We start from the raw sequence: 12,725 nt of genomic DNA, 5'->3' as shown, positions 1-12,725 counted from the left end.
AACGCGCGGCGCACAAGGTCCCTACACGGACCCGGCCAACGGCCTGGCTTTTTGTCAATCCAGGGAGAGGAAGTCATGGGACAGTACGCCGCGCCGCTGCGCGACATGCAATTCGTGTTGCACGAACTGCTCAACGTCGAAGCCGAACTTCGGCACATGCCGAAGCACGCCGATCTCGATGCCGGCACGATCAACGCGGTGCTCGAGGAAGCCGGCAAGTTCTGCTCCGAAGTGCTGTTCCCGCTCAACCACAGCGGCGATCAGGAAGGCTGCACGTATGCCGGCGACGGCGTCGTGACCACGCCGAAGGGCTTCAAGGAAGCCTATCAGCAATACGTCGAAGCCGGCTGGCCGGCGCTTGGCTGCGACCCGGAATACGGCGGTCAGGGGTTGCCCGCGTTCGTCAACAACGCGCTCTATGAAATGCTGAACTCGGCGAATCAGGCGTGGACGATGTATCCGGGCCTGTCGCACGGCGCGTACGAATGCCTGCACGCGCATGGCACGCCGGAACTGCAGCAGCGCTATCTGCCGAAGCTCGTCGCAGGCGTATGGACCGGCACGATGTGTCTGACCGAGCCGCATTGCGGCACCGACCTCGGCATTCTGCGCACCAAGGCCGAGCCGAACGGCGAGGGCTCGTACTCGATCAGCGGCACGAAGATCTTCATCTCGAGCGGTGAACACGATCTGGCGGAGAACATCGTTCACCTCGTGCTCGCGCGTCTGCCGGACGCGCCGAAGGGCACCAAGGGCATATCGCTCTTCATCGTGCCGAAGTTCGTGCCGAACGAAGCAGGCGAGCCCGGCGAGCGCAATGGCGTCAAGTGCGGCTCGATCGAGCACAAGATGGGCATTCACGGCAACGCGACCTGCGTGATCAATCTCGACAACGCGAAGGGCTGGATGGTCGGCGAGCCGAACAAAGGCCTGAATGCGATGTTCGTGATGATGAATGCCGCGCGTCTCGGCGTCGGCATGCAGAGCCTCGGCCTCACCGAAGTTGCGTATCAGAACTCGCTCACCTACGCGAAAGAGCGTCTGCAGATGCGTTCGCTGACCGGTCCGAAGGCGCCGGAGAAGGCCGCCGATCCGATCATCGTGCATCCGGACGTGCGCCGCATGCTGCTCACGCAAAAGGCCTACGCCGAAGCCGGCCGCGCGTTCTCGTACTGGTCGGCGCTGCAGATCGACAAGGAGCTGTCGCACGCCGACGAAGCCGAGCGCAAGGAAGCCGCCGACCTCGTCGCATTGCTCACGCCGATCCTGAAGGCGTTCTTGTCGGACAACGCGTTCGAAGGCACCAATCACGCGATGCAGATCTACGGCGGCCACGGCTTCATCGCCGAATGGGGTATGGAGCAGTACGTGCGCGACGCGCGCATCAACATGATCTACGAAGGCACCAACGGCATCCAGTCGCTCGATCTGCTCGGCCGCAAGGTACTCGGCGACATGGGCGCGAAGCTGAAGAAGTTCGGCAAGCTCGTCGCCGAGTTCGTCGAAGCCGAAGGCATCAAGCCGGAAATGCAGGAGTTCGTGAACCCGCTCGCCGACATCGGTGAAAAGGTGCAGAAGCTGACGATGGAAATCGGCATGAAGGCGATGCAGAACCCGGACGAAGTCGGCGCCGCGGCCGTGCCGTATCTGCGCACGGTCGGCCATCTGGTGTTCTCGTACTTCTGGGCGCGCATGGCACGTATCGCGCTGGACAAAGAGGCATCGGGCGATCCGTTCTACAAGGCGAAGCTCGCGACAGCGCGGTTCTACTTCGCGAAGCTCCTGCCCGAAACGGCGATGACGATCCGCCAGGCGCGGGCCGGTTCGAAGCCGATGATGGACGTCGAAGAAGCGTTGTTCTAACGCTCACAGATAGAGCGAGGCGCCCGCGCGCAGCGAACCCGCGCTGCCTCGCTCCAGACCACACACCTCGCGCGAAGCATGGCTGACGCTTCGCGCCACCGCACAACTCTCCGGAGAAACGACGTGAGCAATCTGATCATTCGCAAGGTAGCCGTGCTCGGCGCCGGCGTGATGGGCGCGCAGATCGCCGCGCACCTGATCAACGCCAAGGTGCCCGTGCTGCTGTTCGATCTGCCCGCCAAGGAAGGCCCGAAAAACGGCATCGCGCTGAAGGCGATCGAGAATCTGAAGAAGCTGTCGCCCGCGCCGTTCGGCGTGAAGGACGACGCGCAATACATCCAGCCCGCGAACTACGACGACGACATCGAAAAGCTCGCCGAGTGCGACATCGTGATCGAAGCGATCGCCGAACGCATGGACTGGAAGCACGACCTGTACAAGAAGGTCGCGCCGCACATCGGTCCGAACGCGATCTTCGCGACCAATACGTCGGGGCTGTCGATCACCGCATTGTCCGAAGGTTTCTCGGACGAACTGAAGGCGCGCTTCTGCGGGGTGCACTTCTTTAATCCGCCGCGCTACATGCATCTGGTCGAACTGATCCCGACCGCGACGACGCGTCCGGAAATTCTCGATCAGCTCGAAACCTTCCTGACCAGCGTGGTCGGCAAGGGCGTCGTGCGCGCGAAGGACACGCCGAACTTCATCGCCAATCGCGTCGGCGTTTTCTCGATCCTCGCGGTTGTCGCCGAAGCCGAGAAGTTCGGCCTGCGTTTCGACGAGGTGGACGACCTGACTGGCGCGCGCCTCGGCCGCGCGAAGTCGGCGACGTTCCGCACCGCCGACGTGGTCGGTCTCGACACGATGGCGCATGTGATCAAGACGATGCAGGACACGCTGCCGGACGATCCGTTCTTGCCGGTCTACGAAACGCCGGCCGTGCTTGCTGAACTGGTGAAGAAAGGTGCGCTCGGCCAGAAGAGCGGCGCTGGCTTCTACCGCAAGGAAGGCAAGGCGATCAAGGTGCTCGATCCGAAGACCGGCAACTACGTCGACGGCGGCGGCAAGGCAGACGAAATCGTCGGCCGCATCCTGAAGCGCCCGGCTGCCGAACGCCTGAAGCTGTTGCGCGAAACGCAGCATCCGCAGGCGCAATTCCTGTGGTCGATCTTCCGCGACGTCTATCACTACATCGCCGTGCATCTGGAGTCGATCGCCGACAACGCGCGCGACGTCGATCTCGCGATCCGCTGGGGCTTCGGCTGGAACGAAGGCCCGTTCGAAGGCTGGCAGACGGCCGGCTGGAAGCAGGTCGCCGAGTGGGTGCAGCAAGACATCGCGGCGGGCAAGGCGCTCGCCAACGTGCCGCTGCCGTCGTGGGTGCTCGAAGGCGCGGTCGCCGACAAGGGCGGCGTGCACACGGCCGAAGGTTCCTGGTCGCCGGCTACGCAGAGCTTCGTGCCGCGCTCGTCGCTCGACGTGTACAGGAAGCAGGTGTTCCGCGCGCCGCTCGTCGGCGAAACCGGCGCCGATCCGAAGACCTACGGCAAGACGCTGTTCGAGACCGATGCGGTGCGCGCATGGGTCGACGATCGCGCGGGCGAGGACGACGTGCTGATCGTGTCGTTCAAGAGCAAGATGAACACGATCGGACCGGCGGTGATCGAGGGTCTGACGCAGGCGATCGAACTGGCCGAGAAGGACTACAAGGGCCTCGTCGTGTGGCAGTCCACGTCGCTGAAGCTCGGCACGCCGGGCGGTCCGTTCTCGGCGGGCGCGAACCTCGAAGAAGCGATGCCCGCGTTCATGATGGGCGGCGCGAAGGGCATCGAGCCGTTCGTGAAGAGTTTCCAGCTGGGCATGCTGCGCGTGAAGTACGCGAACGTGCCGGTGGTTGCGGCGATCTCGGGCATCGCGCTCGGCGGCGGCTGCGAGCTCGCGCTGCATAGCGCGAAGCGCGTCGCGCATATCGAGAGCTATCTGGGTCTCGTCGAAGTCGGCGTGGGCCTGGTGCCGGCGGGCGGCGGCCTGAAGGAAGCGGCGCTGCGCGCGGCCGAAGCGGCAAGCCAGGTTGGCGCGACCAACGATCTGCTGAAGTTCCTGCAGAAGTCGTTCGAGAACGCGGCGATGGCGAAGGTCTCGTCCTCGGCGCTCGATGCTCGCGCGATGGGCTACCTGAAGCCGTCCGACACGATCGTCTTCAACGTGTTCGAACTGCTCGACGTCGCGAAGAAGGAAGCGCGCGCGCTTGCTGCTGCGGGCTACCGTGCGCCGCTGCGCGCGACCCAGGTGCCGGTCGCGGGCCGCTCGGCGATCTCGACGATCAAGGCGTCGCTCGTCAACATGCGCGACGGCCGCTTCATCAGCGATCACGATTTCCTGATCGCGAGCCGCATCGCGGAAGCGGTGTGCGGCGGCGACGTCGAAGCGGGCAGCCTCGTCGACGAAGAATGGCTGCTGCAACTCGAGCGTCGTGCGTTCGTTGAACTGCTCGGCACGCAGAAGACGCAGGAACGGATCATGGGCATGCTGCAGACCGGCAAGCCGGTGCGCAACTAAGCGGTTTGCCGACAAAGGAGATTCACAAATGGCAAAGCAATTGCAAGACGCATATATCGTCGCCGCGAGCCGCACGCCGATCGGCAAGGCGCCGCGCGGCATGTTCAGGAACACGCGCCCGGATGAACTGCTCGTTCACGCGATCAAGTCGGCCGTCGCCCAGGTGCCCGGCCTCGACACCGGCGTGATCGAAGACGCGATCGTCGGCTGCGCGATTCCGGAAGCGGAGCAGGGCCTGAACGTCGCGCGGATCGGCGCGCTGCTCGCCGGTCTGCCGAACACGGTCGGCGGTGTCACGGTGAACCGCTTCTGCGCTTCGGGACTGACCGCGCTCGCAATGGCCGCGGACCGCATCCGGGTCGGCGAGGCGGACGCAATGATCGCGGGCGGCTGCGAATCGATGAGCATGGTGCCGATGATGGGCAACAAGCCGTCGCTGTCGCCGCATATCTTCGATCGCAACGAAGACGTTGGCATCGCATACGGCATGGGCTTGACCGCCGAGAAAGTCGCCGAGCGCTGGAAGATCAGCCGCGAAGCGCAGGACGCGTTCTCGGTCGAATCGCACCGCCGCGCGATCGCCGCGCAGCAAGCCGGCGAATTCAACGACGAAATCGCCGCGTACACGATCACCGAACGCGTGCCCGATCTCGCGACCGGCGAGATCAACGTGAAAACGCGCGAGGTGAAGCTCGACGAAGGCCCGCGCGCGGACACGTCGATGGAAGGCCTGGCGAAGCTGCGCGCGGTGTTCGCGAACAAGGGCTCGGTCACGGCGGGCAACAGTTCGCAGACCTCGGACGGCGCGGGCGCGTTGATCGTCGTGTCGGAAAAGATCCTCAAGCAGTTCAACCTGACGCCGCTCGCGCGTTTCGTCAGCTTCGCGGTGCGCGGCGTGCCGCCGGAAATCATGGGCATCGGCCCGAAGGAAGCGATTCCGGCCGCGCTGAAGGCTGCGGGGCTGAAGCAGGACGAGCTCGACTGGATCGAGCTGAACGAGGCGTTTGCCGCGCAGTCGCTCGCGGTGATCCAGGACCTCGGCCTCGATGCATCGAAGATCAACCCGCTCGGCGGCGCGATCGCACTGGGCCATCCGCTTGGCGCGACGGGCGCGATTCGTGCGGCGACCGTGGTGCACGGCCTGCGCCGCCGCAACTACAAGTACGGCATGGTGACGATGTGCGTCGGTACCGGCATGGGCGCGGCGGGCATCATCGAGCGTCTGTGAGCCGCTGATCTCACCGGGGATCCTTCGGTGATCCAGTGAGGACCGCGCAACGGTTCGCAGGCCGCCCGGCTTGCGAACCGTTTTTACATTCAGCAGGAGCACAAGGAGATGAGCGGGATGACGACGGATATTCTGGTCGAGCGCGCCGATGCGGTGCTGACCATCAGCTTCAATCGGCCCGGCAGGAAAAACGCGATCACGGCCGCGATGTATCAGACGATGGCCGACACGCTCGTAGAAGCGCAGGGCGACGCGTCGGTGCGCGCGATCCTGATTCGCGGCAGCGCGGGCATTTTCAGCGCGGGCAACGATCTCGAAGACTTCATGAAGACGCCACAGGTCGGCGGCAACCCCCCGGTGATCCAATTCCTGCGCGCGATCAGCGCGGCGGAGAAGCCGCTCGTGGCGGCGGTTGCGGGGCCGGCGGTTGGCGTCGGCACGACGCTGCTGCTGCATTGCGATCTGGTCTACGCGGCCGACACCGCGAGCTTTTCGCTGCCGTTCACGCAACTCGGGCTGTGCCCGGAGGCTGCGTCGAGCTTGCTGCTGCCGCGCGTAGCCGGCTATCAGGCGGCGGCGGAAAAACTGCTGCTCGGCGAGGCGTTCGACGCGGCGGAAGCGCTCCGGTTGGGCCTGGTGAATCGCGTCCTGCCGGCGGGCGAAGTCGACGCGTTCGCGGCGGCGCAGGCTGCGAAGCTGGCGGCGCTGCCGGCGTCGTCGCTGCGCGTGACGAAGAGCCTGATGAAACGCGCGAGCCAACAGGAAGTGCAGACGCAGATGACCGAGGAATTCGTGCACTTCGGCAAGATGCTGCTCGCGCCCGAGGCGCGCGAGGCTTTCAAGGCGTTCTTCGAGAAGCGCAAGCCGGATTTCCGGCAGTTCGACTGAGGGACGTACGGCGCAGCCGTGCTTCGGGGCGGGTTAGCCGTGAGTCGCCGCTGCGGCGCTTCAATCGCTCAAACCCGCGGCTGCCACGTGTCGTAATCGACGTAGCTGCCTTCGCGGCAGAAGCTCACGAGCCGCACACCCGCCTCGCGCGCAATCGCAATCGCGAGCGACGACGGCGCCGAGATCGTCGCGACCATCGGCACGTCGACGCGCGCAGCCTTGCGCACCAGTTCATAGCTCGCGCGGCTCGACAGAAACACGAAACCGTCGCGCGTATCGGCGCGCTCGAGCACGAGCTGGCCGATCAGCTTGTCGAGTGCGTTGTGGCGGCCGACATCCTCGAACGCATAGCGGATCGCGCCTTGCGCATCACACCACGCGGCCGCGTGCAGGCCGCCCGTCAAACGCGTGAGCGCCTGGTGCTCGGGCAGCGCGCGCGCGGCGCGCGCGATCGCATCGGGCGCGAGCCGCTGCAGAAAGCCGGTATCTGCTACACGCTGCGGTTTCAGATCGAGCAGATCGATGCTTTCGATGCCGCATACGCCGCAGCCGGTGCGCCCGGCGAGCGCGCGGCGCTTTTCCTTCAAACCGGCGAACGCCTGCTGCACGACCTGCAATTGCACCTCGGCATGCGGAAGTTCGCCGTGCCCGTGCAGTTCGACCTCGATGTCCTGAATATCGCTGCCGCGCTCGACGATCCCCTCGGAAATCGCGAAGCCGACCGCGAACGCTTCGAGATCGCGCGGTGTGCACATCATCACCGCGTGCGAGATGCCGTTGAACACCAGCGCGACCGGCCACTCCTGGCCGACGTGATCGGTCGCGGTTTCGATCGCCGTGCCCCGATGGCGGCGCACCTCGAGTTGCACCGCGCCGGGTTGTTCGTCGCTGTCGAGGTCGTGGGGCTGGCCGTTTGCCGCCTCGGTTGCACGTCCGTTTTCCTGTCCGTTCAAGCTGCTTCACTCCTGTAGCATGCCGCGCATTCAAGTGCCCGCCCGGCTCGCCGTATGCTTCGCGGCCGCCGCGCGGGCCGCCGTCGCGCGAATAAGGTTCTAAAATACCCCAAGCGACGCCCGTACGCTGTCCGCCACCGACAAGGAGCACTGACATGGGACTCAACGAAGCACCGCTTCTGTTCGACTTCGAAGTCGCGTCTTCGGAGAATTTCACTTATATCCCGATGTCGGTGCGCTTCAATCTCGACCGGTTCGGGCTGCGCATCACGCTCGCGCAGTGGCAGCAACTGCCGCTCGAAGACCGCAAGCTGCTCGCGCGTTTCCCGGTCGAAGAAGACACGCAAATCGAACCGAATTTCGACCACGCGCTGTTCGAGATGCTGCGCACGCACGCGAACATCGAACCGGAGTGGTTCACGCCGGAGGAGTCGCCGGCCTGGCGACAAACCGACAGCGTGCCCGACGGCGTCGCGCATCAGGCGGGGCTCGCCGGACTCGCCGCGCCGAGCGTCGCGCGCTGGGCGGAGCTCGATCCATTCAAACGTTACGTGCTCGCGAAGCTGTCGCGCAAGCCCGAGGCGAACCACGATTTCGTCCCGGCGATGAAGGAATTTGGCGCGGCCGGCTAGGCGCGGCCGGCTAGGCGCGGCCGGCTCCGCAACTCCCCCCAATCCTCAGATTTTTTTCACGCCGACCCTCAACCCGCTTCCGATCGCTGCCGATATCCAAAGGTTGGCGCGTAAAAGATTTGCATCGATGCGGCGCGACGCACCGGTAGCGAGCGCGCTCTCCTGCCCTCGGAACGATTGACGTTCGGAACCCATGAATCCTTTTTTGTCGAAGCGACTGCTGATCAATATTGCGGTCGTGGTCGTCGCGGTCGGTGCAAACGCGTTCGTCGCGTACACGCAGATTCGCGGGCAGCGAGACGCCGATGCGCGCCTCGCGCGCTCGACCAGCGTGCGCCAGAACCTCGATGCCTATCACGCCGCGCTTGGTAAAGCGCTCGCCGCGGTGCACCGCCTGAAGGAATCGGGCGATCCGGTCCCGCCGGACGCGGCCGCTTCGATGACGAACACACTCGCGAGCCGCGAGGGTGCACTGCGCGTCGAACTCGCGAGCGAACCGTCCATGTCGGCGGCGCTCGCCAGCCTGAGCGCGGCGCGGCACGCGCTGCAGCACGATCTCGAGGACACGCTGCGCAACCACGCGAGCGACTTACCCGGCCCGGCCAGCGCGACGTCGGGCGCGGCATCGACCGAAGCACCGATCTCGGCCCACGACGACGCGCGATTCGACCCATCCGTCGACTCCGCGCCGTCCGACCCGCAGCTTGCCCCCTCGCTAGAGCGTGTCGAAGCCGCGCTCGCCTCTTTGCGCAGCGACGAAAACCGTTCGTTGCAGATCGCGCTCGCGGCATCGGCGAGCGACAGCCAGCGCGCGATGTTCGTACTGCTGGTGACGATGCTCTGCGGCAGCGTGCTGCTGATGCTCACGTTCGGCGTGCGCGAGAACAGCGCGCGTGAAAAGCTGCGCAGCGCCCGCGCGCTGGCGCGCAACGACGAGCGTTTTCGCAGCCTGTTCGACGATCACAGAGTGCCGATGTACATCTTCGATCGCGATACGCTGCGCTTTCTCGCCGTCAACGCTGCCGCGATCGAGCAATACGGCTACACGGAAAGCAAGTTTCTGGGCATGACGATCCGCGCGATTCACCCTGATTCCGAAGTTGCGCGCCTCGAGAAGCATCTGGCGCGCAGCGCGGACTTGCGCCAGAGCCACACGATGGCGGGCATCTGGCGGCATCGGCGCAACGACGGCTCGATCATCAGCGTCAACGTGTCGTATCACGCGCTCAGCTTCATGGGCCGCGACGCGTCGTTCGTGCTGGCGGACGACGTGACCGATCAGATCAACGCCGAAGCCGAAGCGCTGCGCTCGAATCAGATGCTCGAAGCGGTGATCGACAACATTCCGCAGCGGATTTTCTGGAAGGATCTGAACTCGCGCTATCTGGGCTGCAACATGGCGTTCGCGCGCGACGCGGGGCTCGCGTATCCCGAGCAGGTGATCGGCAAGAGCGACACCGATTTGCCGTGGCGCGCGTTCGCCGACCTGCTGAACGAGCACGATCGCGAAGTCGCGAGCACCGGCGTGCCGAAGATGAACTTCGAGGTCGACTTCGTGATCGACGGCGTGCATCGCACGAGGGTCACGAGCAAGCTGCCGTTCACCGACGGCGACGGCCGGGTGATCGGCGTGCTCGGCTCGTACACCGACATCACCGAGCAAAAGCGCGCCGATCTCGCGCTGCGTCTGCAAAGCCGTGCGCTCGACGCGAGTGTCAACGCGATCCTAATCACCGCGCCGTCGCCGTCGGGCAATCTGATCGAATACGTGAATCCGGCGTTCATGCGTATCACCGGCTACGATCTCGATGAGGTGATCGGTCACGACTGCCGCGTGCTGCAGCGCGACGACCGTGACCAGGAGGGCGTCGCATTGATTCGCGAGGCGCTCGCGGCGAATCGTGAGGTCAGCGCCGTGGTGCGCAACTATCGCAAGGACGGCGCGCTGTTCTGGAATCAGCTGTTCATCGCGCCGGTGCCGAACGCGGAAGGCGTGATCACCCATCATATCGGCGTCATCAACGACGTGACCGAGCTGATCCGCTACCAGGAGCAGCTCGAATACCAGGCCAACTACGACGGCCTCACGCGGCTGCCGAACCGCAACCTGCTGCGCGACAGGCTCGAACATGCGCTCGTCGTCGCGCAGCGGCATCACACGGGCGTGGCAGTCGTGTTCCTCGATCTCGACGGCTTCAAGAACGTCAACGACAGCCTCGGCCACAGCGTCGGTGACCGGCTGCTCAGCGTGGTCGCCGAACGGCTCGCGCGCTGCTCGCGCACCAGCGACACGGTTGCGCGCCACGGCGGCGACGAGTTCGTGATCGTGATGACCGACACCGTCGACGAGCAATCGCTGATCACGTGGATGGAGCGCGTGCGCGCGTCGATCGCCGAGCCGGTGTGGCTCGACGGCACCGAGCTGTACGTCGGCTGCAGCATGGGCGCGAGCCTGTTCCCGCAGGACGGCGAGGACGCCGAAACGCTGATGAAGAAGGCCGACGTCGCGATGTACCGCGCGAAGGACCTGGGCCGCAACACGTTCCAGTTCTATCAGCCGGAGATGAACGCGAGCGCGGGCGCACGCCTGAATCTCGAACGACGCCTGCGCCGCGCGCTGCGCGACAACGAGTTCCTGCTGCACTATCAGCCGCAGGTCGATATCGTCAGCGGCCAGATCGTCGGCATCGAGGCGCTGGTGCGCTGGCGCGATCCGGAGGCCGGCCTCGTGCCGCCGTCGTCGTTCATTCCGCTTGCCGAGGAAAGCGGGCTGATCGGGCCGCTGTCGGAGTGGGTGCTGCGCGAGGCGTGCCGCCAGAACAAGGCGTGGCAGGATCAGGGCTTGCCGCCGGCGCGCGTGTCGGTGAATCTGTCGGCGCGGGTGTTCCAGCAGCGCGACATCGCGAAGCTCGTGATGCAGGTGCTCGCCGAGACCGGGCTCGAACCGAAGTATCTCGAACTCGAGCTGACCGAAAGCACGATCATGCGCAATGCGGAAGAAGCGGTGTTGATGCTCAACGAGCTGCACGCGCTCGGCATCGGTCTCGCGATCGACGACTTCGGCACCGGCTATTCGAGCCTCAGCTATCTGAAACGCTTTCCGGTGGACCGCCTGAAGATCGACCGCTCGTTCGTATCGGATATCGGCGTGTCGGGCGACGACGAGACGATCACGTCGGCGATCATCGCGCTCGCGCATTCGCTGAAGCTGCAGGTGATCGCCGAGGGCGTGGAAACGTCCGCGCAACTCGACTTCCTGAGGGAACGCGCGTGCGACGAGATGCAGGGCTTCTATTTCGCGAAGCCGCTATCGACGGAAGGGATCTCCGAACTGCTGCACGGCGGCTTGGTGCCGGAGCTGGAGCCGGCGTGAAGGGAGCGTGACGCGCGGCGCCCAAGGTCGCCGCGTGTCACCGCGGGTCGCGTCAAACGCCGGTCACTCCGCTGGCGTGTCTTTGAATACCGGCAGGCTTTCCGCGAACGCGGAAAATTTCTCGAGCCGCGGATGATCGGCCTTGCTGACCGCCTCCGGCAGCATCATGTGCGTGAACTGCCACGCGACGGCGACGGCCACGTCCGCCGCGCTCAACTGCTGCTGCGTGTCCGGCAGCGGCCCTTCGCCCAACTCGCGTTCGAGTTCGGCATAGGCGGCGAGCAGTTGCGCTCGCACGCGCTCCACCCACGCTTCATGCTGCTTCTCCTGCGGTCGCAGATTGCGCTCGTAGACGATCTGCACGCTCTTTTCGCACGCGGCGAGCGCGAGACCCGTCAGACGCGCGGCGCGCAACGCCGCGTCGGCTTGCGTCGGGAACAGCGGGGTGGGGCCGGCGAGCGTCGCCAGATACTGCAGGATCACCGTCGAATCCATCACGACCGCGCCGTTGTCGGCGACGAGCGTCGGCGCCTTGACGACCGGGTTGATCTTCGCGAACTGCTCGTAGGTGCGGAATACGGAAATCGACTCGTGTTCGAAGTCGAGCGCGAGCAGCTTCATGCAGATGGCGACGCGCCGCACGTACGGCGAGTCGAGCATTCCGATCAGTTTCATCACGTATCCATTAGAAGAGCGACTATCGGGCGCCCGGCCTCGTGCGCTGATCGGCCGAAACGGCTAGCGGGTGGCGCGGCGCGTGACGCATGGAACCGCTAGCTTAAGCATCCTTGCTGGCTCAGTCCAGCACGGGCAGCGCGCGCGGACGGCGGTCGCTGTCGGTGGCGACGTAGGTGAGGATCGCTTCCGTGACCTTGACGACTTCCTGCGACAGGCGCATCCGCTGCGCGTAGACCTCGACCGACACCGTCACCGACGTATTGCCGGTCTTCACGATATCCGCGTAAAAGCTCAGCAGGTCGCCGACGAACACCGGCTGCTTGAACAGGAACGAATTGACCGCGATCGTCGCGACCCGTCCATTCGCGCGACGGCTTGCCGGAATCGAGCCGGCGATGTCGACCTGCGCCATGATCCAGCCGCCGAACACGTCGCCGTGAATGTTCGCGTCCGATGGCTGCGGCATCACGCGCAGCGCGCAAGGCTTGGAAGGAAGTTGAAGAAGATCGGTCATCGGGACATCCTTGGGAAACGTGTTCGAGTGTATTGAC

Annotated in this window: 9 protein-coding genes; 6 read left to right on the top strand and 3 right to left on the bottom strand. The window is 65.1% G+C overall.

Annotated elements, in window-relative coordinates; genetic code table 11:
• Positions 1-75 precede the first annotated feature (75 nt).
• From AB3X94_RS10110 to AB3X94_RS10095, 4 genes are all read left to right on the top strand, one after another.
• On the top strand, positions 76-1,863 hold the full coding sequence (locus AB3X94_RS10110; RefSeq protein ID WP_368611440.1) for an acyl-CoA dehydrogenase C-terminal domain-containing protein: 1,788 nt from the start codon (positions 76-78) through the stop codon (positions 1,861-1,863).
• Between the two features lie 123 nt (positions 1,864-1,986).
• Positions 1,987-4,422 carry a 3-hydroxyacyl-CoA dehydrogenase/enoyl-CoA hydratase family protein gene (locus tag AB3X94_RS10105; protein ID WP_368611439.1) on the top strand — a complete coding sequence of 812 codons (2,436 nt, stop codon included), beginning with the start codon at positions 1,987-1,989 and terminating at the stop codon, positions 4,420-4,422.
• Positions 4,423-4,450: 28 nt separating this feature from the next.
• The gene (locus AB3X94_RS10100) at positions 4,451-5,650 is read left to right on the top strand and encodes an acetyl-CoA C-acyltransferase (protein ID WP_368611438.1); all 1,200 of its coding nucleotides are present in this window, start codon (positions 4,451-4,453) and stop codon (positions 5,648-5,650) included.
• A gap of 117 nt (positions 5,651-5,767) precedes the next feature.
• Positions 5,768-6,538 (top strand): enoyl-CoA hydratase, encoded by a 771-nt coding sequence (locus tag AB3X94_RS10095; RefSeq protein WP_368611437.1) that lies wholly within the window; start codon positions 5,768-5,770, stop codon positions 6,536-6,538.
• Between the two features lie 68 nt (positions 6,539-6,606).
• On the opposite strand, the gene fdhD is transcribed toward AB3X94_RS10095, so the two are convergent.
• Positions 6,607-7,491, bottom strand: a complete 885-nt coding sequence (gene fdhD / locus AB3X94_RS10090) for a formate dehydrogenase accessory sulfurtransferase FdhD (RefSeq protein WP_368611436.1) — start codon at positions 7,489-7,491, stop codon at positions 6,607-6,609.
• A 155-nt stretch (positions 7,492-7,646) separates the two neighbouring features.
• On the opposite strand from fdhD, the gene AB3X94_RS10085 reads away from it, so the two are divergent.
• Both AB3X94_RS10085 and AB3X94_RS10080 read left to right on the top strand, forming a co-directional pair.
• A complete protein-coding gene (locus AB3X94_RS10085) occupies positions 7,647-8,123 on the top strand; it encodes a nitrate reductase associated protein (protein WP_013088389.1) in 477 nt (158 codons plus the stop codon).
• 193 nt (positions 8,124-8,316) lie between these two features.
• Positions 8,317-11,496 carry an EAL domain-containing protein gene (locus AB3X94_RS10080; RefSeq protein ID WP_368611435.1) on the top strand — a complete coding sequence of 1,060 codons (3,180 nt, stop codon included), beginning with the start codon at positions 8,317-8,319 and terminating at the stop codon, positions 11,494-11,496.
• 63 nt (positions 11,497-11,559) lie between these two features.
• Here the strand turns inward: AB3X94_RS10080 and AB3X94_RS10075 are convergent, their stop codons facing one another.
• Complete coding sequence (locus AB3X94_RS10075; RefSeq protein ID WP_176109559.1) at positions 11,560-12,171, bottom strand: glutathione S-transferase family protein; 612 nt, start codon at positions 12,169-12,171, stop codon at positions 11,560-11,562.
• Between the two features lie 121 nt (positions 12,172-12,292).
• Complete coding sequence (locus AB3X94_RS10070) at positions 12,293-12,688, bottom strand: acyl-CoA thioesterase (protein ID WP_176109558.1); 396 nt, start codon at positions 12,686-12,688, stop codon at positions 12,293-12,295.
• Between the last annotated feature and the right edge of the window lie 37 nt (positions 12,689-12,725).

The organism is Paraburkholderia sp. BR10923, from assembly GCF_040948765.1.
In the GTDB taxonomy this organism is placed as follows: domain Bacteria; phylum Pseudomonadota; class Gammaproteobacteria; order Burkholderiales; family Burkholderiaceae; genus Paraburkholderia; species Paraburkholderia youngii.
Note: the sequence above shows the minus strand (reverse complement) of the source record. Positions and strands in the feature narration are given on the sequence as shown.